This is a genomic window from Pseudacidobacterium ailaaui (assembly GCF_000688455.1).
Lineage (GTDB): Bacteria > Acidobacteriota > Terriglobia > Terriglobales > Acidobacteriaceae > Pseudacidobacterium > Pseudacidobacterium ailaaui.
In genome coordinates this window covers 1,502,211-1,524,439 of sequence record NZ_JIAL01000001.1, presented here as the reverse complement: position 1 = coordinate 1,524,439, position 22,229 = coordinate 1,502,211, and the positions used below count along the sequence as shown (strand labels likewise).

Annotated in this window: 20 protein-coding genes and 1 tRNA gene; 11 read left to right on the top strand and 10 right to left on the bottom strand. The window is 59.6% G+C overall.

From position 1 onward, the window contains the following. Window positions 1-155: 155 nt before the first annotated feature. A complete protein-coding gene (locus tag N655_RS17760; protein ID WP_049961305.1) occupies window positions 156-965 on the bottom strand; it encodes a hypothetical protein in 810 nt (269 codons plus the stop codon). Window positions 966-1,058: 93 nt separating this feature from the next. Between N655_RS17760 and N655_RS0106770 the strand changes: the two genes are divergently transcribed. The 5 genes from N655_RS0106770 to N655_RS0106750 all read left to right on the top strand — a co-directional run bounded on the left by N655_RS0106770 (window position 1,059) and on the right by N655_RS0106750 (window position 6,904). Further along, a complete protein-coding gene (locus N655_RS0106770; protein ID WP_044934123.1) occupies window positions 1,059-2,276 on the top strand; it encodes a glycine C-acetyltransferase in 1,218 nt (405 codons plus the stop codon). Between the two features lie 158 nt (window positions 2,277-2,434). Beyond that, a complete protein-coding gene (locus tag N655_RS0106765; protein ID WP_026442369.1) occupies window positions 2,435-3,424 on the top strand; it encodes an ABC transporter ATP-binding protein in 990 nt (329 codons plus the stop codon). Continuing rightward, window positions 3,421-4,188, top strand: a complete 768-nt coding sequence (locus N655_RS0106760; protein ID WP_026442368.1) for an ABC transporter permease — start codon at window positions 3,421-3,423, stop codon at window positions 4,186-4,188. Before N655_RS0106765 ends, N655_RS0106760 begins: the two co-directional genes overlap by 4 nt. Continuing rightward, the gene (locus N655_RS0106755; RefSeq protein WP_026442367.1) at window positions 4,189-5,565 is read left to right on the top strand and encodes a GldG family protein; all 1,377 of its coding nucleotides are present in this window, start codon (window positions 4,189-4,191) and stop codon (window positions 5,563-5,565) included. It abuts the gene before it with no gap. A 19-nt stretch (window positions 5,566-5,584) separates the two neighbouring features. Next, a complete protein-coding gene (locus N655_RS0106750; RefSeq protein WP_026442366.1) occupies window positions 5,585-6,904 on the top strand; it encodes a DUF4340 domain-containing protein in 1,320 nt (439 codons plus the stop codon). Between the two features lie 244 nt (window positions 6,905-7,148). Here N655_RS0106750 and N655_RS0106745 read toward each other — a convergent pair whose 3' ends face one another. Further along, entirely contained in the window at window positions 7,149-8,435 is a 1,287-nt protein-coding gene (locus N655_RS0106745) for a cupin domain-containing protein (RefSeq protein ID WP_049961304.1), read from the bottom strand. Between the two features lie 168 nt (window positions 8,436-8,603). On the opposite strand from N655_RS0106745, the gene N655_RS17755 reads away from it, so the two are divergent. Together N655_RS17755 and N655_RS0106735 are read left to right on the top strand one after the other, a co-directional pair. Further along, the gene (locus N655_RS17755; protein ID WP_049961303.1) at window positions 8,604-9,515 is read left to right on the top strand and encodes a LysR family transcriptional regulator; all 912 of its coding nucleotides are present in this window, start codon (window positions 8,604-8,606) and stop codon (window positions 9,513-9,515) included. A 176-nt stretch (window positions 9,516-9,691) separates the two neighbouring features. Next, window positions 9,692-10,204 carry a DUF4142 domain-containing protein gene (locus tag N655_RS0106735; RefSeq protein WP_026442364.1) on the top strand — a complete coding sequence of 171 codons (513 nt, stop codon included), beginning with the start codon at window positions 9,692-9,694 and terminating at the stop codon, window positions 10,202-10,204. 228 nt (window positions 10,205-10,432) lie between these two features. Here N655_RS0106735 and N655_RS0106730 read toward each other — a convergent pair. Next, window positions 10,433-10,519: transfer RNA gene (locus N655_RS0106730), tRNA-Leu, on the bottom strand. A 128-nt stretch (window positions 10,520-10,647) separates the two neighbouring features. Between N655_RS0106730 and N655_RS0106725 the strand changes: the two genes are divergently transcribed. Further along, on the top strand, window positions 10,648-10,902 hold the full coding sequence (locus N655_RS0106725) for a hypothetical protein (protein ID WP_026442363.1): 255 nt from the start codon (window positions 10,648-10,650) through the stop codon (window positions 10,900-10,902). A gap of 59 nt (window positions 10,903-10,961) precedes the next feature. On the opposite strand, the gene N655_RS0106720 is transcribed toward N655_RS0106725, so the two are convergent. The 5 genes from N655_RS0106720 to N655_RS0106695 all read right to left on the bottom strand — a co-directional run bounded on the left by N655_RS0106720 (window position 10,962) and on the right by N655_RS0106695 (window position 15,094). Then, window positions 10,962-11,390: an OsmC family protein gene (locus tag N655_RS0106720; protein WP_026442362.1), complete on the bottom strand. Its 429-nt coding sequence runs from the start codon at window positions 11,388-11,390 to the stop codon at window positions 10,962-10,964. A 427-nt stretch (window positions 11,391-11,817) separates the two neighbouring features. Continuing rightward, on the bottom strand, window positions 11,818-12,924 hold the full coding sequence (locus N655_RS0106710; RefSeq protein ID WP_044934121.1) for a Rieske 2Fe-2S domain-containing protein: 1,107 nt from the start codon (window positions 12,922-12,924) through the stop codon (window positions 11,818-11,820). A gap of 11 nt (window positions 12,925-12,935) precedes the next feature. Next, the gene (locus N655_RS0106705) at window positions 12,936-13,349 is read right to left on the bottom strand and encodes a PIN domain-containing protein (RefSeq protein WP_026442359.1); all 414 of its coding nucleotides are present in this window, start codon (window positions 13,347-13,349) and stop codon (window positions 12,936-12,938) included. Then, window positions 13,340-13,612, bottom strand: coding sequence for a hypothetical protein (locus N655_RS0106700; RefSeq protein ID WP_026442358.1), 273 nt, complete (start codon window positions 13,610-13,612; stop codon window positions 13,340-13,342). Before N655_RS0106700 ends, N655_RS0106705 begins: the two co-directional genes overlap by 10 nt. 33 nt (window positions 13,613-13,645) lie before the next feature. Next, window positions 13,646-15,094 carry an aldehyde dehydrogenase family protein gene (locus N655_RS0106695; protein WP_026442357.1) on the bottom strand — a complete coding sequence of 483 codons (1,449 nt, stop codon included), beginning with the start codon at window positions 15,092-15,094 and terminating at the stop codon, window positions 13,646-13,648. 31 nt (window positions 15,095-15,125) lie between these two features. Here N655_RS0106695 and N655_RS0106690 point away from each other — a divergent pair, with 31 nt between their 5' ends. Further along, a complete protein-coding gene (locus N655_RS0106690; RefSeq protein WP_026442356.1) occupies window positions 15,126-15,815 on the top strand; it encodes a DNA-3-methyladenine glycosylase family protein in 690 nt (229 codons plus the stop codon). A gap of 40 nt (window positions 15,816-15,855) precedes the next feature. Then, entirely contained in the window at window positions 15,856-16,926 is a 1,071-nt protein-coding gene (locus N655_RS19770) for a BPSS1187 family protein (protein WP_155987532.1), read from the top strand. A gap of 40 nt (window positions 16,927-16,966) precedes the next feature. Here N655_RS19770 and N655_RS0106680 read toward each other — a convergent pair whose 3' ends face one another. Further along, a complete protein-coding gene (locus N655_RS0106680) occupies window positions 16,967-17,566 on the bottom strand; it encodes a Pr6Pr family membrane protein (protein WP_155987531.1) in 600 nt (199 codons plus the stop codon). A gap of 149 nt (window positions 17,567-17,715) precedes the next feature. Beyond that, complete coding sequence (locus tag N655_RS0106675) at window positions 17,716-19,530, bottom strand: glycoside hydrolase family 43 protein (RefSeq protein WP_081823612.1); 1,815 nt, start codon at window positions 19,528-19,530, stop codon at window positions 17,716-17,718. Between the two features lie 162 nt (window positions 19,531-19,692). Between N655_RS0106675 and N655_RS0106670 the strand changes: the two genes are divergently transcribed. Beyond that, complete coding sequence (locus N655_RS0106670) at window positions 19,693-22,200, top strand: alpha-glucuronidase family glycosyl hydrolase (RefSeq protein ID WP_069955811.1); 2,508 nt, start codon at window positions 19,693-19,695, stop codon at window positions 22,198-22,200. Window positions 22,201-22,229: the final 29 nt, after the last annotated feature.

Below are 22,229 nucleotides of genomic sequence, written 5' to 3'. Positions count from 1 at the left end.
ACCCGCACCAGGCCTGAATCGGGGCCATCGGCCCCATGCGCTGCCCACCGGAGGGCCAGCGCATGGAGACAACCGCACACACTTCACAGACGTTGTCGCAAGAACCCATTCAAGCCCCGGAGAAGGGCCTGAATGGGCGCGCCCGTAGACAGCTTTCAGCGCAGGTGGACAGAATTGGCCAGGCGGAAGCTCACCACCGATTCGGCCGGAATGGTGATGTCTTTGTTGCCGGTAAAGGCTGCGACCCCGGTGCCTGCGCCAGCTCCGGCCAGGCCGCCGACTACGAGGCCGACGCCGCCCGTGGCCACGCCGCCAATTAACATGCCGAGGCCGCTGCCTCCGCCGATAAAGGCCGCGGTGCGCTTGCCTTTTCCTTTCTTGGTGCGCGTCAGGCTGCTGGTCTCAATGCGATAGTGCTGCCCGTTGACATTCAGGCCAGTCAGGGTGAGCTGGAGCACCGATGCTCCCTTAAAGCGGCCCCGTTTGTGCGCGCGCACCACAATGCCTTCGGCCGTCGATCCCGCCGGGACCACCGTGTTGCCATCCACCAGAATCGGGTCAACCACGGTACCCGAGAAAGGTTCGCCCGAGGACGCGTGTTTCACATTGATAGTCTGGTTCATGCGCACGCGCAGCACTGTTCCTGCCGGGACCACTGGCAGAGGCGCCGCTGCTGGTGACTGCGCCTGCACCGGGGCCCCAGCAGGGGCCGCCTGTCCCGGAACTGAGGTCGTCGCCTGCGACTGCGCAGGAGAAAGCTGCGCCCCCTGCGGCGATGGAGCAGGCTGCGTTTGTGGTGCCTGCGCTGCATTCGGCGCACTCTGTTCGGGTGCGGCAGGCTGTGCCGCCGCCGGTGTGTTGGCTGGTGGCGTTTCCGGATTCGGCTTGTCGTTCTTGTGGCATCCTGTGCCCAGAACAACCGCGAGCAGAAGTGCGATGAATGGACTCTGTTTTCTGCGGATCATCTTTTCTCCTTATGGGGCCCGCTTGCGCCCTCCACACCCCTCCACGATAGGATGCTAGGTTGGCCTATTTTTCGTAAAGTGAGGCAAATTTTTATGTCCACAGCACTCTCCCAGCGTCCGCAATTGAAGCACCTGACCGCCGCTCTTGATGAACTCAGACAAAAAGGCACCTACTTCAGACTCCGCGTGCTGGAAGATGTGCAGGCCCCCGTCTGCACCTATGACGGCAGAAAGGTCATCAACCTTGCCTCCAATAATTATCTGGGCCTCTGTGACCATCCGAAGCTGCGCGAGGCCGCCATTGAGGCAACCAGGAAATATGGCGTCGGCTCCGGCGCAGTGCGCACGATTGCAGGCACCATGAAGGTCCACATGGAGCTGGAAGAAAAAATTGCCCGCTTCAAAAACGTCGAGGCCTGTGTCGTCTTCCAGAGTGGATTCACCGCCAATGCCGGCACCGTCTCCTCCATCCTGGGCAAAGAGGACTTCATCATCTCCGATGAGCTGAACCACGCCAGCATTATTGATGGCGCCCGGCTCTCACGCGCGAAAATCAAAGTCTTCCGCCACAGAGACGTGGACCATGCTGAAGAGCTTCTGCAGGAAGTGGCCCATGAGCCTGGGCGCAAGCTCATCATTACGGATGGCGTCTTTTCCATGGACGGCGACATCGGACCTGTGGACAAACTCTGCGACCTGGCCGAGAAATACGGCGCCATTATGATGGTGGACGACGCGCACGCCTCCGGCGTTCTAGGCCGCAACGGACGCGGGTCTGTAGACCACTTCCATTGCCACGGCCGTGTGGACGTGCAGGTCGGCACGCTCTCCAAAGCCATCGGCGCACTAGGCGGCTACGTATGCGGGAGCCGCGACCTGATTGATTATCTTTACCATCGCGCCCGTCCGTTTCTGTTCTCGACCTCGCATCCCCCCGCGGTGGCGGCCACCTGCATTGCCGCCTTTGACCTGCTGGAAAGCGAGCCGGAGCGCATGGAGCGCCTGTGGGACAACACCCGCTACTTTAAAGCAGAGCTGGGCCGCATCGGATTTGACATCGGCGGTAAAACAACACCGGCAAGCGAAACCCCAATTACCCCCATCATCATTGGCGATGGCAAGAAGACAATGGAGTTCTCACGCGCCCTCTTTGATGCAGGCGTCATGGCCACGGGAATCGCCTTTCCCACCGTGCCCGAGGGCAAGGCGCGCATTCGCACCATCATGACCAGCGAGCACACGCGCCAGCATCTTGACCAGGCGCTGGAAACGCTGGAAAAGACCGCCCGCCGACTGGGCATCCTCAGTTAGCTCCTCGCACACGGCACGTGACGGCGCGTGCCGTGGGTCGCCCCGCTTTCGCGCATCGCACCCCTTCCATTGACATGAGAAAAAGGCTGTTTTTAGGATGTTCCTGTATCGGGTCTGATACCAATCATCCTGCGCGAAACGTCCATAAATTGTGAACGATGATTGCGGTCCAAGGTCTTACAAAAAGATACGCTCACACCACAGCCATTGATAACATCACGTTTTCTGTCTCCAAAGGACAGGTGGTCGGTTTCCTCGGTCCCAATGGCGCTGGAAAAACCACAACCATGCGCATTCTCACCTGCTTTCTGCCTCCCACGGCAGGCACGGCGAATGTGGCCGGCTTCGATGTCCTCAAGAATCCGATGGAAGTCAAACGGCGCATCGGCTATCTTCCTGAGACTCCGCCGATCTACCCGGAAATGGAGACCGCTGAATATCTGCGCTTTGCAGGAAAGCTCAAGGGCCTCTCGGGCGCAGAGCTGGAAAAGCGCGTGGACTTTGTTTGCGGACGCTGCTTTATCGGTGATGTTCGCAGCAAACTGCTCGGAAAACTTTCCAAAGGCTACCGGCAACGGGTGGGTCTGGCCCAGGCCATTCTTCATGACCCTGACGTGCTCATTCTCGATGAGCCCACCGCCGGCCTGGACCCCAAGCAGATCAATGAGACGCGGGACCTCATCAAAAGCCTCGCCGGCGACCACACCATTATTCTCAGCACCCACATCCTGCCCGAGGTTGAGCAGACCTGCGAGCAGGTCATCATCATCAACAAAGGCAAATTGATCGCCATTGACTCGGTCCATGACCTGCAGGCCAGGGCCCGTGGTGCTGAGTTGCTTCTTCTTGAAATCAGAGGGCGCAACGGCACACTGGATGCCGCGGCCGTGCAGCAGAAGCTTGAGCAGGTCCCCGGGGTCCACAAGGCCATCTGCCGGCCCCACAAAGACCATGGTCTGCAGGTGGAAATCGAGGGCCAGCGCGGAAAACTGGTCCGCGGCGACCTGGCCCGCGCCGTCGTCGAATCCGGCTGGGACCTCAATGAGCTGCGCGGGTCTGCACTCTCTCTGGAGGAAATCTTCCTCGAACTGACCGGAAAGGAGAATTCTTTCCTTCCCGAAGACACTACGAAAGAGTCAAACGCATGAGAAATATCTGGACCATCTGCCAGAAGGAGCTGAGAAGCTACTTTGCCTCTCCCATCGCTTATCTTCTGCTGACGATGTTCGGTTTGATCTTTGGTTTCTTCTTCTGGAATGCGCTTGGTTTCTTTGTCATTGAAGGCATCGAAATGCAGCTGCGCGGATCCAGCTTCCCCATGAATGTCAATGAGCAGATTGTGCGGCCCCTGCTCTCCAACGTCAGTGTCGTGGGCCTCTTTTTCATCCCCATGATTACCATGCGGCTCTTCGCGGAAGAAAAGCGGTCTGGCACCTTTGAGCTGCTGGCCACATCTCCGGTCCGGGACATGGAAATCATCCTTGGTAAATGGCTCGCGGCCCTGGTCCTCTACACCTGCCTGCTGCTGTTCACCGCAGCCGACTTCGCCTTCCTCTTTGTTTACGGCAATCCAGACTGGAAGCCGCTCGCCGCCGGCTATCTGGGCCTTCTCTTACAGGCCGGCCTGCTGCTGGCGCTTGGCACCTTTCTTTCCACCCTGACCAAAAACCAGATCATTGCCGGCGCCCTTACCTTTGGCATCTGTCTTCTTCTCTGGGTGAGCGACTGGGTCAGCGGATACGAGTCCGCCACCTGGGCTTCGGTCCTGTCCTATCTTTCCGTACTGACGCACTTTGATTCTTTTGCCAAAGGCGTCCTCGCCTCCAGAGACGTCGTTTTCTATCTCACCGGAATCTTTCTGGGACTCTTCCTGACCGCGCGTTCTCTTGAGTCCCTGCGCTGGAGGTCGTAGATGGAGAAACAGTGGCTCAAAGCAAGACAGACAAAATACGCTGCCTACGTGTCCATCTACGTGCTGCTGGTCTTGGCCATTGTTGTTGCCCTCAACGTTCTGGCCAACCGCTACAACAAGTCTCTGGATACGACTGCAAACAAACGCTACAGCCTGTCCGCCCAGACCCGCAAGATCATCAGCGGACTGAAACAAGACGTCACCATTACCTACTTCAACCAGAGTTCGCGTTTCCGCGATGGAAAAGACCTTCTTGACGAATACGCCGATCTGTCGCCGCGCGTGCACATCAAGTATGTGGACCCGGACAAGGACCCTCAGTTGGCGCGGCAGGATGGTGTCCGTGACTTTGGCACGGCCGTCGTGCAGATGGGTGACAGAAAAGAGACCGCCAAAAGCATGACGGAAGAAGGCATTACCGGGGCCTTGATTCTTGCCATCAAGGGCGAGGCCCGCACGGTATGCTTCGCCACCGGAAGCGGCGAACACCAGATCGATGACACCGAGCGCGACGGCTTTTCCCGCTTCCGGGACCTGCTCTCTAAGGACGGCTATCAGTCACAGACCATCAACCTTCTGCAAAAGGCCGAGGTCCCCGGCAATTGCACCGCCATCGTCATCGCCGGACCAACGCATGACTATCAGCCGTCTGCTGTGGATGCCATCCGGAAATATGTGGAAAATGGCGGACGCGCCTTCTTCATGCTGGATCCGCCCTTCCAGTTGGGCCGCTCACAAATTGACCCCAACACTGCTCTGGCTGACCTCCTCAGCTCCTGGGGCATCACCCTGGATCAGGACCTGGTCCTCGACCTGAACCCCATTGGCCAGTTGGCGGGACTCGGCCCGCAGGTGGCCCTGGTGACCAGCTACAGCTTTCATCCCATTGTGAATGACCTGAAGGGCACGGCCGTCGGCCTTCCTCTTGCCCGCTCTCTGCAAATCAAAGACACCAGCAAGACCAGCGTCGAAGAACTGTTCGGTTCCTCCAGCACGAGCCTTGCCACCACAAACCTCTCCTCTGCGGCCGTGAACGTGGATGACCCGAAAAACAAAAAGGGCCCCTTCCCGCTGGCCGCAGCCGGGACCTACAACACAGGCAAAGAGAATTTGCAGGGCAGGTTTGTTGTTACCGGAAGCTCCAGCTGGGCCGCAAACCGTTTTCTTGGCTTTAATGGCAACGGAGACCTCGCCTTGAACGCAGTCAACTGGCTGACCTCCGATGAAGACCTGATTTCCATCCGCCCCAAAGAGCGCGATGACCGGCGCATCACCATGACCCGCGCACAATTGGGCCGTGTGCGCTTCACCAGCCAGTTCGGGCTTCCCCTTCTGGTTGTTGTTGCCGGGTTGCTGGTGTGGTGGAAGAGACGATAGAAGAAGTCCTTTTGTGCTTATGAGCGTCCGTCGTTTGGTTCTCGCAACAGGTGTTCTGGCCATTCTCTGTGGTCTTCTCTTCTGGTCGCAGCACCACAAGACCTCTGCACGGAACAGCACCCTCGATGCCGCTGCTCCGTCCGCTGTGCTCACCCTGGACCCGTCCTCCATCGAGCAGTTGACGGTCCACAGAAAAGACGCACCGGCCATCACGCTCGTCAAAGCTCCCTCCGGACAGTGGCAAATTCGTAGTCCCCAGACGTTTCGCGCCGATCAGGACACTGTCTCTTCCATGCTCTCGGCCCTCTCGCCTCTGGTCCCCGATCGTATTCTCGAAGACCACTCTTCGCCCGCTGCACTTGCAGCCTATGGAATCAGGACTCCTGCTCTCGAAGTGGACATCCAGGCCAAAAATAAAGCGGCCTGGAAGCTGCTCTTTGGCGATACGACCCCGTCTGGAAGCGATGTTTACGCCATGCTTTCCGGAGACCCCCGTCTGTTCACCATCGCCAGCTATGTGAAAAGCAGTCTTGATAAAGACCTCGATGATCTGCGCGACAAGCACCTGCTGGACCTGAATGCAGACAAAGTCCGTCAGGTCGAACTGCACAGGAACTCGCAGGACATCGTATTTGTCCGGCAAAAGCAGGACTGGCAGATCGTCCGTCCCCGTCCACTCCGCACAGACACCTTTGCCGTAGACAACCTTGTCTCCACACTCACCGGCAGCACCATCGCATCGGGCCAGACCATGACCTCCGCCAACGTCTCTGCAAAATTTGCACAGGCCGCTCCTGTCGCAACTGTCACGCTCATCACCGATACAGACCGTCAGACGCTTGAGGTCCGCAAAGAGAAAGACAACGATTACGCCAGGTCCAGCGTCCTCGAAGGGGCCTACAAAGTAGATGCCGCCCTGGGTCAGGCCGTCGAAAAGGCCCTCGATGACTTCCGCAGCAAAAAGCTCTTCGACTTTGGAGAAGCCGTACCGGAAAAGATTGAAATCCACGACGGCGCCAAAGACTTCCTCTTCACCCGCAATGGTTCCACATGGTCGTCCGGAGGCAAAAGCATGGACAGCGTCCGTATGGGGTCCCTGGTTGAAAAGCTGCGCGATCTCACCGCAAGCAAGCTCGTACACTCCGGATTCACTCGTCCGGAGATTGAGCTCTCCGTGACATCGGATGGCGGAAAGCGCGTCGAGCGCATTCAGATTGCAACCTCAGGTAAGGACGATCTTGCCCGCCGGCAGGGGGAAGACATTCTCTATCAGCTCGATGCATCGTCGATCACAGACATCCTCAGCGCCGCCTCCGACACCCGCACCGCCAGCCACTAAAGCTGGCACAGTCTTTGCAGGCAGGAATGAGGAACAGATGCCCCTTTCCGCAGGAGAAACCCAGGTCGCGCCAGTGCGCGCATCAGGTCCGCCAAAGTCCGGCTCCTCTCCGCTGGACACAGTCGAATGTTTGCCTTGGCTCATCCAGCTTTACTTGCCTCGGCTTACCTGCGCTTCGGTGCGGCCTGATGCACGTCCCCTGTTTGGCTCAACATTTTGCGCGCATCAGGTCCCGTCTCTCTGCTCACCGGGGAAGGATCGGAACACGCTCCTGGGGCGCGCGGCGAATCGTGGAAAGCGGCAGCCTGAGATGCGCCTTTGCCATGGAATCCGGCATCCGGGACATCCATTGATTCAGGGAAATGTCCTGGTACCGCGATGCCTTGAACATCTCCAGAAAAATCAGCTCTTCTGTTCCCGTATTTTCGATTGAGTGGCCCGCCATGGCGGGCACAAAGCCAACATCATTGGCGCGAAAATCCATCGTCCGCGCCTTGGCTTCCGTTCCGACCACCGTCATCCGGCCCTGGCCTTTGATCCAGTACTGCCACTCGCTCGCATTTGGATGCCAGTGCATCTCCCGGATTCCACCCGGCTGAATGCTCACCATGGCCGCCGCAATGTTTCTTGCTACGGAAAAATTTGTTGCATCCACAATCCGCACACTGCCATGAGCATCTGCAAAACTCGGCGGCATGGCCCCCATCCGGAAGGTGTACCGGTTTTCTTCCTCCAGGTGTTTTCCCAGAAAACGCCTTTCTTCTTCGAGCGGACCGGGCAGTGCAGCCTCAAAAATGTACAGGGCCGTCTGGGGCAGCCGGTCCCACTCCTGGCGCGTCCAGCCTGTATTTTTCTCCACGACCTCCGGAGGCGTGTGGGCAAGAAACTCGGAAAGAAGAAATGTGTCGTCCTCTGAGAAGTCTCCCTGATCAAAGACCAGAAGAAACTCACATCCGTCCCCTTCCAATCCCTGAATGGAATGCGGATAACCAGCCGGAAAATACCACAAGTCTCCCGGACCCACATCGTCCAGAAACATCTTTCCGTCCGGCTGCATCACGCTAATGCGCGCCCTTCCCGTCAGCATGATGGCCCATTCATCCGCCAGGTGCCAGTGCAGCTCGCGGAACGATCCGGCCGTCAGCCGCATATTGACGCCCGCCAGCTCCCGCGACTGCGAGATCTCGCGCGACGTCACCTGATGCGTCCATCCCCCCGCCTGGAGACGCTTCTGTGTCAGATCGAACGAGTACCAGATGGGATGCATATTTCCCCGGTCTGTAAACGGCGGCAGGTTCGCGTCCGGATTCGCCTTCAGCAAAACAGTGTTTTCCGGACCGGGGTCTGAAGCACTGCTTCCCGCGCGTCCCCGCTCGAGTTCCGTCCGCGTCTGTGCAATCGCCTGAAGGGCCGCTCCCGCACCCGCCACAGCAGCAGCGCCCAGAAATGCCCGCCGACTCACACCTTGTTCCTCCCCTTGTTCTGGCCTTTGCTGACTGGTTTCGGCATCCTGCTCGATGTCTGTCCTCATGGCTTTCCTTTCCCGCCCGGATCTTCCGGGGTCACATCCGTCCAGACACTACAGGGGACCAAAAGGTTTCTGCTTCTTTTATGCAAAGATTGATATGCTGTCATTCATTTTTGTTATGCTTGTATCCTTGCAATGGAGGTCCCCGACGACCTCAACAAGCACACAATCATGAGCATGAATCTGAACCACCTGCGGGCATTTGTTGCAGTTGCCGAGTCCCTCAGCTTCAGCCGGGCCGCAAATCGACTGCACATCTCCCAACCTGCTCTCAGCCACCAAATCCGCCTGCTGGAAGAGGAGCTTGAAACCAGACTCTTTCTTCGCGATCGCCGGAACGTCCGGTTGTCTGCAACCGGCCAGGAAATTCTCGATGATGTCGTTCGGCTCCTCGACCACGCCGATGCCATCCGGCACCGGGCCCGCAGTAGCGCGAAAGGTTCCATCGGTACGCTCAGAATTGGTTTTGTGGCCTCTGCAACTCACCCGGTCATTCCGCGCATGACCCAGATCTTCCACAAGGCCTTTCCCAAAGTCGCCCTCTCGCTGAAAAACATTCCTACCGTGCAGCAGATTGACGCTCTCCGTGATCACAGAATCGACATCGGTGTCGTACGACTGCCGCTCCACGAACCAGACATCGAAATCTTTCCTCTCTTCAGTGAACCCTTCGCTGTCGTGTTTTCCCGGCAGCATCCCCTTCGGGAGAAACAGAAATTTTCTCTCCGCGACCTGGAAAAGGAGCCGTTTGTTTCCTACTGTGAACGGCAGGCCCCCGCCTTTTTTCAGCACTGGACGGGCCTTTGCCGCAAGTCAGGCTTTACTCCCCGCATCGTACAGGAGGCCTCGGAAATGGAAACCGTCCTGGCCCTGGTCTCCGCCGGGGTCGGTGTTGCCATCGTGCCCCAGGAAATTGCCCGCCGCCACAAAAGCTCCCTTGTGGTTCTTCCGCTCACCCGCGAGCGCATTCGCTCCGAGATCGGCCTCGCTTTTCTCCGGCGAAACCCTGCTCCCCTCGTGCAGCACATGGTCCACACTCTGGCTTCTTCCGGCCTCTTTGAAAGGCCCTCGCGCAGACGCTGAACCGTTGTCCCTCCTGGTCTTGTCCGTCACTCTCCTGTTGCCTTCTGCATCCGCGACATTCTTTTGGCCAACATTCCAGCATCAGCGTGCAACCTGTTTTCTTGACCTGCGCTCCTACAGAAGGGAACGACCTTCGTGTTCCCCGCAAAACCCACAGCTGTTATGGAGACAATCCAATGAAAATGAAAAAAGCATTATGTTGCTTGACCCTGACTCTCAGCGGAGCTGCAACACTTCTCCCCATCCACGCCATCGCCCAGTCCGACGATGACAAGAAATTTCTGGCGAAAGTCAGCCAGGCCGATGTCGACGAGGTGAAGCTCAGCGAACTGGCACAACAGAAAGCCACCAATCCGGCCGTAAAAGCCTACGCCAACAAGATGGTGAAGGAACATAAAATCATGGCCGCAAACTTCCGGCCCTTCGCTGAATCCTGGGGCGTTACGCCACCTGCAGACCTCGATGAAGACGGCCAGAAGGCCTGGAACAAACTCAACGGCCTTTCTGGATCAGACTTCGACAAGGAGTACATTGACCAGATGTTGAGCGACCACGCCAAGGTCTACGATGAATACAAGGATGAGGCCAAAGACACACAGGACAAGAAGTTCCAGGCCGCCGTGCTCAAAAACAAGACCATGGTCGCCGCCCATAAAAATATGGCCTGGGACCTGAAAAAGAAGCTGTAGCCCACAGATCTTACTTCCCAAAAGACCTTCCGGTGCATACCACTTGCTCTCCTCGCTCCCCGGTGTGCACCGCTTAGTTTTTTACCATCGCGCTTCTGCTCCGCCACACTTCCCATGTCCGGTCTGATTTCCCAAGCAAAGGAAACCGCAGCGCCATCCGCGCCCCGTTTCTGGATCTATTTTCATTTCCCGTTGTTTTCCTGATGGGCCAAGCCCGGAACGGGCCTATGGTGCCGAAGAAGGGACTCGAACCCCCACACCCTTGCGGGTACATGGACCTGAACCATGCGCGTCTGCCAATTCCGCCACTTCGGCAAAGGGTAGGAAGAGAAGCAGCAATTCTTAGATTACGGAGTCAGGCAGAATGTGTCAAACATCGGCTCTCGCTTCACTCGCCTTGCGCTATCATCGCATCACAAACAAGAAAGAGAGCAGTCAAATCTATGTCCAGCTTCAGCCCCGGTTCTGTGCCTTCGATTCCCGCCGAACAGGCCAGCCACATCCGCCGCCTGCTTCATGATCTGAGCAACGCGCTTGAAATCATCCTTCAGACCAGCTATTTGCTCGGCACCGCCGGCCTCGAAGGCCCCGCGCAGCAATGGCACCAGTTGTTGGAACAGGGAGTGCGGCAGGCCACCAGCCTGAACCGCGAACTGCGCGATTACGTCCGCTCCCACAGCCAGGAGACTACCGCGTAAGCCGCCTTGCCCCGTTCCTCATCAGGCAGCACAAGGAACAGGGCATAGGTCCCCGGCCCTTAGACCAGCTTCGCGTCCAGGGTGATCTCCGTGTTTCCCTGGAAGAGCCTCGATATCGGGCAGCCCTTCTTGGCGTTCTCCGCGGCGGTATCAAAGGCCTCCTGGCTGGCGCCCGGCACCTTGGCCCGCGTCGTCAGATGGATGGCCGTAATGGTGAACCCGGCGTCCGTCTTCTCAAACTTCACCGCGGCAGTTGTCTCCAACGACTCCGGCGTAAGGTTCGCATTGCTGAGTTGCGCACTCAGCGCCATCGTAAAGCACCCGGCATGGGCCGCTGCAATCAGCTCCTCCGGATTTGTGCCTGTTCCGCTCTCAAACCGCGTGCTAAAGGAGTACTGTGTCTCCTTCAGTACCCCGCTCTGGGTTGAAATTACGCCTTTGCCGTCTTTCAGGCCGCCTTTCCACACAGCACTCGCCGTACGTTCCATGGATTGCTCCTTTTCAAGGTAGAAATTTTCTTGCGTGTCCCGCGCCGAGGACGCGGAATTTCATCACTCTGCGACTTTGAGCATATCAACGCCGCCGTTCAGCGTCGAATCTGCTTCCTGTTTCGATGCCGTTCTTTTTCCCCGGCCCATGTCTTCTCTCACCCAGGCTGAGAAAAATGCGCTAACCTTGCTATGATGCTTCGCTACCCATCTTCGGAAAACCCTGCTCTTCCGCCCCGCCCGCAGGACCCGCCTGAGGCCCCCGCTCCGCAGCACCATTCTGTTTACTGCCCAAACTGCTCCACCCGGCTTACCGGGCACCGCTGCAAGCTCGTCTGCACCCGCTGCGGTTACTATCTGAGCTGCGCCGACTATTATTGATGCACGGCGAATTCCCCTCACAAACGGCCCCTCATCGTGGCGCTCTTTAGCTCCGCCAATGCAGCGTCACCGGGCCGTCCATCGGGTGCTTCATCGGCGTACCTGTTTTTTCTGCCTCCAGACGCGCCTGTTTCAGCGCGAAATACCACTTCGCCGGACGGTCTGCGTCATCAATCAGCATCAGCGCCGGATCATGCTTCAGTCCCTCGGCCTGCTGCACCATCGTCACCTGGTCCTGGGCCACAAATCGTCGTCCAAAAAACGTAGCAATGGCAGTTACAAATGGAACGTGATAAAACACGTTCCACGCCGCATATACATCGATCCTGCACGCATTCGTAACTGTTGGTGTTACAGTTGTGATACTGGAAAACCATTTATCTCCGGCGCGGATCGTCTCATACCGCCGGTTCGGCAGCACAAAATCAATCGTCGTCGTGATGGCCTCCCCGTAGACCCCCAGCAGCTTGTAAGGCGCGCTGTTGGCCGAAGGCGTATGGGAGGCCATCCGGAAACCCTGCTCAATCGGCTCAAAGTGCTTTTCCTTCTCGTGGATGCTCGCCTGCTTGCGCCACCACCAGGACTGGTGCACAAACGGCCCATGCGCCGGGTCCATCAGCCCGATAATGCCGTGGTCTACATTGCACGGCAGATCCGCCGTCAGATGCTGGCTGCGGAACTTCGCGCTGAACTTCGGCAGCTCCGGGACTGGCGGCAGTGCATCCCCGTTCGTCACCCGTCCCTTTCCCGGCCCCGGCACATAGACCCACGCATACCCGTCGCGCTCCTGGCAGGGAAAGGCCGTTCCATAGATCCGCTTCGGGTCCAGTGTGTCGCGGCTGGTCAGCGACGGAATCTCCACGCACTGCCCACTGCACGGCTCAAACGACCATCCGTGATACTTGCAGGTCAGCTTTTGACCATCAAACCACCCATAGGACAAGGGAATCCCCCGGTGCGGACAAAGGTCGCGCATGGCAAAAATGCGCCCGTCCGCACGCCGCCCCAGCACCATCGGAATGCCCATTAGTACCGTGGTCGCCAGCTCCTTGCCGCGCAACCCCTCGCTGCGCATCGCCGGATACCAGTCGTTGTAAATCAGCTCCGTCGCCGGCCCCAGCGGGACCACACTTTCTCTAGGTTTCCTGGCCATCGTCTTAAATTCTAAAGCTGTACAAGATCGAGACCGGGCACCAGGCCGAAATGCCTCACATTCGAGGTCGCCACACGATATCCAAGTTGCAGCGCGGTGACTCCAATCAATAGGTCTGAAAGCGCCAGCCGGACTCCCTTGGCCGCATTCTCACCGTCAATTTGTCCCGCGCGAAGCGCAATGGATGTGGTGATGGGATAGACAGGCAAGGCCAGTAAAAGTTCCTCTAGAAATTGCTGCCGGTTTGCCTTACGTGCCGGACTATCGGCGCGGGCTGCTCCATGCGCCAGCTCCATGATCGTAACGACAGAGACAGCGACCTCCACCCCGCCTACCTGATGGAAAATCGCAGTCAGGGCCTGGCGCGCATTCTGGCCTTTACGCTCAGCGCCAATCAAAACACTGGAATCCAGAATCAGTCCCATGTTGGAGGATGCAACGGCTCGCGATGGGCCTCCACGGCCGATTCCACGTCCCTGGCAAAATCTTCATCGATGGTGGCTTTCGAATCTTCCGGCAGCAACGCAATGCATTCCGTGAGAGAACGTGCCGGTGGGACCGGAGCATGCAGGACAGCTACAGCAATGGGACCATTTTCAATGACCACCTCGGCGCCCGCGCGCACCCGGGCCAGCAGTCCGGCAAAATCGCGCACCGCCTCTCCTTCCGAGATGTGGATTGTGGCCATAACCAAATCATACTTCACCCTTTGAATCGAGCGTCACACCGCCATCACCAGCAGCTTCGGCTCGGTCATCTCGTCCATGGCGTAGCGCACGCCTTCGCGGCCCAGCCCGGAGTCCTTCACCCCGCCGTAGGGCATCGGATCAATCCGCCACGTCGGCGTATCGCCCACAATCAGGCCGCCCACGTCGAGCGTTTCATACGCCCGGAAAATCCGCCCCACGTCGCGCGTAAAGAGCCCGGCCTGCAATCCATACGGCGAGTGGTTTACCTCATCCAGGACCGCATTGAAATCATCGTAGGGTTCGATCGCCAACACCGGCGCAAATACCTCTTCATCGAGCACCTTCATTCCGCGCCGCGTGCCCGTCAGCAGCGTCGGCTCTACTACGCAGCCTTCGCGCGAGCCGCCGGCAAGCACCGTCACGCCCCCCGCGCGGGCCTCGTCCACCCAGCTTTCAATCCGCTCTGCGTCAGACTCGCGAATCACCGGCCCGACATCGGTTTCCTCATTCGCCGGGTCCCCCAGCACCAGCCTCCCCGCCTGTTTCACCGCCTGCGCAACAAAATCGTCAAACACCGCGCGCTCCACATACACACGCTGGACTGAGATGCAGCTCTGCCCCGCATAGCTGGTGCCGGCCAGTACGGCCTTCTTCGCGACACCCTCCACATCGCCCCAGTCTCCGTGGACCACCATTGCCGCATTCCCTCCCAGCTCCAGCAGCACGCGCTTCTTCGCCGCTTTCTGCTTCAGTTTCCAACCCACCTTTGCGCTGCCGGTAAAGCTCAGCACCTTCAGCCGCTCCTCCTGCTCCAGCAAAAATTCCGCGTCTTCGTTGGACAACAACATCACCGCCAGCGCCTCGGCCGGCCAGCCCGCCTCCAGCAGAAAGTCGCCCAGCCTCAGTGCACTCAAGGGCGTCTGCGGAGCAGGCTTCAACAGCACCGGGCACCCCACCGCCACTGCCGGGGCCAGCTTGTGCGCCACCAGGTTCAGCGGAAAGTTAAACGGCGTAATCGCAAATACTGGTCCAGCCGGAAACCGCCGTACCATTCCCCACCGGCCCTCATTTCCCTTCAGCAGGTCCAGCGGCAGCACCTCGCCCGTCATGCGCACCGCCTCTTCGGCCGCCGTGGTGTAGGTCAACACCGCCCTCTCAACTTCCACCCGCGCCGCCTTCAACGGTTTGCCTGCTTCGGCCACAATCAGCCGCGCAAGCTCCTCCTTCTGCGCCGCGATCTTCTCCGCTACGGCCAGCAGGATACGCTTCCGTTCATGCGCTGAAAGTTTACGCGTCGCCGCCAATGACCGCTCCAGGCTGCCCACAGCTTCCATCACGGCCCCATGACTTGCCTCCCGTACCGTGCCCACCACGCTCTGGTCCCACGGCGACCGCACCACCACCTCCCGGCCTTCCTGCAATTCCCGTCCGCACGCCAGAAAGCCGCGTTCGATCGCACCCGGGCTGGAACTCTTCGCCATTTCTTCTCTTTTCAAGTACACTCTCCTTGTCATGACTGACGGACGCCGCCCTGTACGATACGATGCCGCACTCGCCTGCCGCGAACTCTCCGCCGCCGATCCGAAACTCGGCCTCCTCATCCAGCGGGCCGGCCCGTTCGCCCTGCGGCTCAAAAGCCAGCACTCCCCCTTTGAAGCGCTGCTGGAATCCATCATCTTCCAGCAGCTTCACGGAAAGGCCGCCGCAGCGATTCTAAAACGCCTGCTCACCTTGTTTGGAGAGGTCCACCCCAGCCCCGAGCACCTTCTTACGGCCAGCGACGACATGCTCCGCTTGGCCGGACTCTCGGCCAGCAAAATGAAGGCCTTGCGCGACCTCGCCGCCAAAACTCTGGATGGCACCGTTCCCACGCTTGCCGCCATCCGCCGCATGAGTGATGAGGAAATCGTGGAAAGACTGACGCAGGTGCGCGGCATCGGTGTCTGGACCGTCCAGATGCTGCTCATCTTCCGCCTCGGCCGCCCCGATGTCTTCCCCGTCACCGACTACGGCGTCCGCAAGGGCTTCGCCCTGACCTTCAACAGATTGCCGAAGAACAGGCCGTTTGACGCCACCATGCTGGCCCTGCCCAAAGAAATGCTCCGCCGCGCTGAAAAGTGGCGCCCCTGGCGCTCGGTGGCAAGCTGGTATCTCTGGCGCGCCTGCGACCTGAACGGTAGACCCTCGCCCCCGCCGCTATGACCGGCACCTGTCTCCTCTCCTGCCCATGCGCAAAAGGCGCTTGCGCATTGTTGTGCACAGCCGGCTCCCAAAGACGACCTGGCAGGAAAAAGCGCTGTTGGTCCTTACGCCCATCGTCCTCGCGGGCCTCATCTTTCTGGGAGTGTGCTACGATTCTGGCTTATATCCGGCACAAAGGTTGCGTTCCCTGATGGCGAAACACATCTCTGCCCGCATCTTCCTTGCCTTGCTTCTGGCCCTGTTCGTGGAACAACTCCCCCTGCACGCGGAGACAGAAGTCCTCCGTATCGACCCCGCCCTGACCGGACCCGGCATCGAGATGGTCCATGCCCCGCATCTGGCCCTCTACGACCCCCGCGCCGTACCGCGCCACCGGCTCGTCCTCTTCCTGGTCGGTACCCGCAGCAAAACCACCAGCAATCTGGAGATGGACACAATCCTGGCCCAATGGGGCTATCACGTCATCAGCCTCGACTACGAGAACAACGTCATCACCGTGGTCTGCGCCCACAGTTCCGACCCGTCCGCCTTTACCCACTACCGCGAAGAGATCCTCTCCGGCGCCTCCGTGAGTGACGAAGTCGAAGTCGACCCCGCCAACTCCATTCTGAACAGGTTCCGGAAGCTGCTGGTTTATCTGGTCAGGAACGACCCTTCTGGCGGCTGGGAGCAGTTCGTGCATGATGGCCAGCCTGCCTGGGACCGCATCATCGTCGCCGGCCATTCTCAGGGTTCCGGCCACGCCGCCTACATCGGGCAGCTGTTCCGCGTGGACCGTGTGCTCATGTTCTCCGGCCCGCAGGACTACATGGATGAACTGCATCGGCCTGCGCCCTGGCTTTCACGCAGCAGTGAAACGCCGCCCTCCCATTTCTTCGCCTTTCTCAACCTGCACGACCCCTTCAATGTGGACCATCAGATTGCCAACTGCATGGCCCTCATGCATCTGACCAAGCCTCAGCCCCTCATGGTCAGCCCCGGCACATCCATCGTGGGAACGCATCAGATCCTCGTCAACGACCTGCCCACGAAAATGCACCACAACTCGACCCTTTTTCCCGATTTTGAAAACGTATGGAAATATATGCTGACCACCCCTCTGGACAACTGACCCTCCGGCCCCAGCGCACCGTCCCGCAGCAAACTCCGGATTAGTCCGCAGCCCCTCGGGCGGCGGCCACCACCATGAGTCCCAGCACCCAGAAGACGGCCGTCAGTCCCGCCGCATTCATCAGCACCCGCGCATACCCCAGCACCGCTGCGTCCACAAATGGATATGGATAATACCCCACGACCGCACCGCGTAGCATCGTATAGATCAGGTAGGCCAGCGGATACAGCAGCCACTTGCCCGCATGGGCCGCACGCAGCCCCGCCTTCCTGGCAAACAGGAGCCAGTAGAGAAGGTAGAAAACAGGAGCAGCGTCATGCACCAGAACATCGGCCGCCTTTGCCCATCCCTTCGGATGATAAAGCTGCCGCAGAAGCAGGTTGTACACCACTCCCACCACGACGATATAGACCAGGGTCCCCCCACGCACCGCCGCTCGGGCCATCACCCTTCCCACCGCCGTCCCCGGTGCCAGCAGCGGCGCCAGATATCCCACAGTCACCAGCAGGTTCGTCAGAATCGTAAAGAAGCTGAAAAAGCGCACCACTGCTTCTGCCCGTGAAACGCCTGGGACCTGCATCATGAAATAAAACTGCATCCCGATGCCCGCAGCCCCAATCAGCGCGCCGGTTGCCAGCATCCCCTTTTCCGCAAAAGAGCCCGTCCTCATGAGAGAAAAATGCTACACTCCACCCCGCCATGCGGTCGAATTCAACCCTCGGGGCCGGGTCCGTGCAGGGGCCCGGCCTTGTCAGCAATGCCAGGCCCCGCATCCTGCCCTGGATGGCCTTATTTCAGCCGGTACACCCGCACATAATCAAAATCCATCGTGAAGCCGGCCGTATTCTCCGCCGAGATCCCGATCTGCGCGCTCGACCCAAGCTGGTGCTGCCACGTACCCCCCTTCACCCAATGCTCTCCGTCGTTAGAGCTGTAGGCGGTATACAGTTCGCCTGCATCTCCATGCCCCCGCCGCACAATGCGCAGCCACGTTGTCGTCGATGGAGGTCCCACCACCTGATGGTCATACGTTGGATAATTCTGCGGCACCGGACCCACCTGCTTGCCAAACTCCACTTGCCGCGTGTCCCAGATCGGCACCACATCCAGCTTGATGCTGTTCTGGTCATTCAGATAGATGAACAGCGCCCCCTGCGCGTAGTTGTAGCAGCACGAGTTGTCAAACGGCACGCTCGTCGTCACCTTCGTTTCCACCATCCAGTCGCCCGTTGCCGGCACCGGCTCTGCCAGAATCGAAACCTGCGCCGGGTCTGAAGCTTCATCCGGCCCTTGCGTCTGCACCTCATACGCACTGCCCGTCAGCGTATAGGTATTGTTGGCCTGCGGATGCACAAAGTGCCATTGCGGCGAGAGCGTCATGCTGTTGAACTCATCGGACAAGGCGGCAATCTTCTGTCCCGGAAGGTCCATCACTGTCTCGTCCTTCGCAACATATGTGTTGTACTGCCACGGCTGCGCCGCCGGAGCAGGCTGCTTCCCGGCAGAAGCATAAAGTCCGCCGCGCACCACCGGCCATCCGTCCACCCAGTCAATTGGATCAATCAGTGCAGGCCGCCGCGTCACCCCCGGAAATCCATCAAAATAGGGCGCATTCAGGTCTACGGCGTGGTACAGCATATAGTCCTGCCCTGAGTCGTCGGTAAAAACCACATTGCCTCCCGGCCCGCCCCAGTGGTTGCCATTGGCCGCAATCACAAACGTCCCGCCCGGAGCAAAGGTGTTCAGTGACACCCCGTTCTTGTCAACAAAAGGACCCAGCGGCGTCAACGCCCGTCCTACCCGCACACTGTACCCACTCAGCGGACCATCGCAGCATGTGGACGCGGAAACCATCAGGTAGTAGTACCCATCGTGCTTCCAGAAGTTCGCCCCCTCGTAGTAGTTGTCAATCGCAAGCTGCTGCTCTGAGGCCGGGTCTGAGGTCAACCCGTCTGCCGAGAGCTTGCGAATGCTGATGCCGCCGTTAAAGCTGCCATAGGCAATGTAGCGTTGCCCTGCATTGTCTTCGATCACGTCCGGATCAATCACCGCCCGCCCCGGCGCGTTGTTATAAGGATTGTTCTCCGGCGCCACCACCGGTGCGCCGCTGTCCACCCACGGCCCCGCCGGACTCGCGCTCGTCGCTACCCCAATGGCGCTGCCACCCTGCATCGTGTTCGGCGCCACGTAGTACAGGTAATATTTGCCGTTGAAGTGCTTCACCGCCGGCGCCCACAGTTGCGCCGTCGCTGTTCCCACCCATGCCGGGGTCTTCTGGAACGCATCGCTGAGATACGTCCAGTGCACCAGGTCATAGGACTTGAATTGCAGAATCAGATGCGGCCTGAGATTGCCGTTAGCATCCACATCAGCAGAGTTGAGCGGATCACCCGTGCAGTACAAATACCAGGTGTCAAACCCGCTCTGTCTCTGCTTGATGATCGCCGGGTCCGGGCAGCTCTCCGCTGGCCCATTTGCCGTCCTCAGCGTTAGGGGGTTCGTGTAAGTTGCAGGCCAGGAAACATGCAGCGGAGGGTTCGTCTGGCCAAAGGCTAGGGCGAAGGAACATACGGCTGCCAAAGCGGCCGCTTTGAGAAAAGACATGGGGAAGGACTCTCCTTTTTGGGTTCTGGCGACCCAGTGTAAGCGCTTACAGAATCCCTTGACAAGCTCCTTCTTTCCCGAATTTCCCACCCCGCCTCTTCCCCACGCATTGACAGCCCTTCACCCCAGAGGAAATCATGCTCAGTAAATCGCTTTAACCAGATGACCGCTCCTCGCTTTCTCCGTCTCCTCTGCCTGCTGCTCGTCTTCGCCTTGGTCCATCACTTGTCTGCCGAATCCGGCCAGGCCGCCTGGCTCCGCTACGCCCCGGTTGAAAATCAGCCGGCCGATGTCTGGCTGCCGCACTCCATCGTCCTGCTCGACCACAGCCTCGTGGCGCAAAGCGCCGCCTCCGAACTCCAGCGAGGACTGCGCGGGATGCTCGGCAGGGAAGTGCCCGTGACGGACGTCCCCCGTTCGGAGGACGCATTTGTACTCGTCACAGTTACAGAAGCGCAGAAGTACTTTCCCTGGCTCACGCCTGCCTCCATGGGCGGCGATGGCTTCTGGCTCAAAGCGCTCCGCCAGCGCGGACGCAGCCAGGTCCTGATTATCGGGGCAAACAGCCGCGGCGTCCTTTACGGGACCTTCGCGCTCCTCCGCCGCATCGCACAGCAGCAAGACCTCAGCCACCTGGACGACCGCGAGGTCCCCTCTGCTCCCATCCGCTGGGTCGACCAATGGGACAATCCCGATGGCAGCATCGAGCGCGGATACGCGGGCCGCTCCGTCTTCTTCAACCAGGGCCACGTCCGCACCGATCTCACCCGCGCAGCCGAATACGCGCGCCTGCTGGCCTCGGTCGGCATCAACGGCTGCAATGTGAACAACGTCAATGCCGCTCCGGATGTGCTTTCCAGCAGCAGCTTGCGCGAGCTTGCCCGCATCGCCGACGCCTTCCGCCCCTGGGGTGTGCGCCTGGCCCTTTCTGTCAGCATGGCCAGCCCGCAGACCATCGGCCATCTCAGCACTTTCGATCCGCTCGACCCGCAGGTTGCGGCCTGGTGGCGCAGCAAGGCAGATGAAATCTACTCCCTCATCCCCGACTTTGCCGGATTTACCGTCAAGGCCGACTCCGAGGGCCAGCTCGGCCCCTCGCACTATGGCCGCTCGCCTGCGGATGCGGCCAATACCCTGGCCCGCGCCCTCCGGCCTCACGGCGGCATCGTGCTATACCGCACCTTTGTCTACAACCATCATCTGGATTGGCGCGACCCGAAGGCCGACCGCGCCCGCGCCGCCTATGACATCTTCCATCCCCTTGATGGGCGCTTCGACAGCAACGTCGTGCTCCAGATCAAACACGGCCCCATCGACTTCCAGACGCGCGAGCCGGTCTCGCCACTGCTCGGCGCTCTTGAGCACACCAGCGAAGCCATGGAAGTGCAGGTCACGCAGGAGTATACCGGACAGCAGCGTCATCTGTGCTTTCTGGTTCCCATGTGGAAAGAGGTGCTCGACTTTGACCTCCATGCGGACCGCGCAGGCACACCCGTCAAAGACCTGATTGCGGGAAAGACCTTTCACCGCCCGCTGGGTGGAATGGTCGCCGTTGCGAACGTGGGGCTAGACCCCAACTGGCTCGGCCATCCATTGGCCATGGCCAATCTTTACGGGTTCGCGCGGCTGGCCTGGGACCCCGACCTGAGTGCGCAGCAGATCGCCGAAGAGTGGACGCGCCTCACCTTCGGCAATGACCCGCAGGTGGTCCGCACCATCACCGCCATGCAGCTCGCCTCCTGGCACATCTATGAGAGCTATACCGGACCGCTGGGCGCAGGCACCATGACCGACATCCTCGGCTCGCACTACGGACCCGGCATTGAATCGGCCGAGCGCAACGGCTGGGGCCAGTGGTTCCGCGCTGACCACCAAGGCATTGGCATGGACCGCACCGTCGCCACCGGCACCGGCTACATCGGCCAGTATCATCGGCCCGTTGCCGCCATGTATGAGTCGCTCAAAACATGTCCGGACAACCTGCTGCTCTTCATGCACCACGTTCCCTATACCGAAAAGCTGCATTCTGGCCAGACCGTCATCCAGCACATCTTTGACACCCATTACCAGGGCGCCGAAGATGCAGCCCATCTCGTCCAGCAGTGGCAGACACTCAAAGGCCGCGTGGATGAGGAGCGCTACGCCGAAGTCCTCAAGCGGCTCACCTATCAGGCGGGCCATGCCATCGTCTGGCGCGATGCCATCTGCGAGTGGTTCCAGAGGACCTCCGGCATCGCTGACGAAAAAGGCCGCGTCGGACACCATCCCGGCCGCATCGAAGCCGAATCCATGCAGCTTGACGGCTACACACCCGTCAACGTCACCCCCTGGGAAACAGCCTCCGGCGGAAAGGCCGTGGCCTGCAACCGGACCAGCGGCTGCTCGGCGTCGTTTCAGTTTCAGGGCAATGCGGGCCGCTACGCTCTGGCCGCACAGTATTTTGATTTGAACACCGGCGTTGCGCATTTCCGCCTGTACTTAAATGGCAAGCTCATGGATGCGTGGGCCGCAGATGACACGCTGCCTTCTTCCAAAATGGACGGCAACACCTCCACCCGGCACATCACCGGGCCTCTTCCTCTTGCCCCCGGCGATACCATTCGCATCGAGGGACTCCCCGGCGGGGGCGACGTGGCTGGCCTGGATGATGTCGAAGTCTACCGCGAGTAGGCTCGGGGAACGCGCCGCCGTCCTGTCCC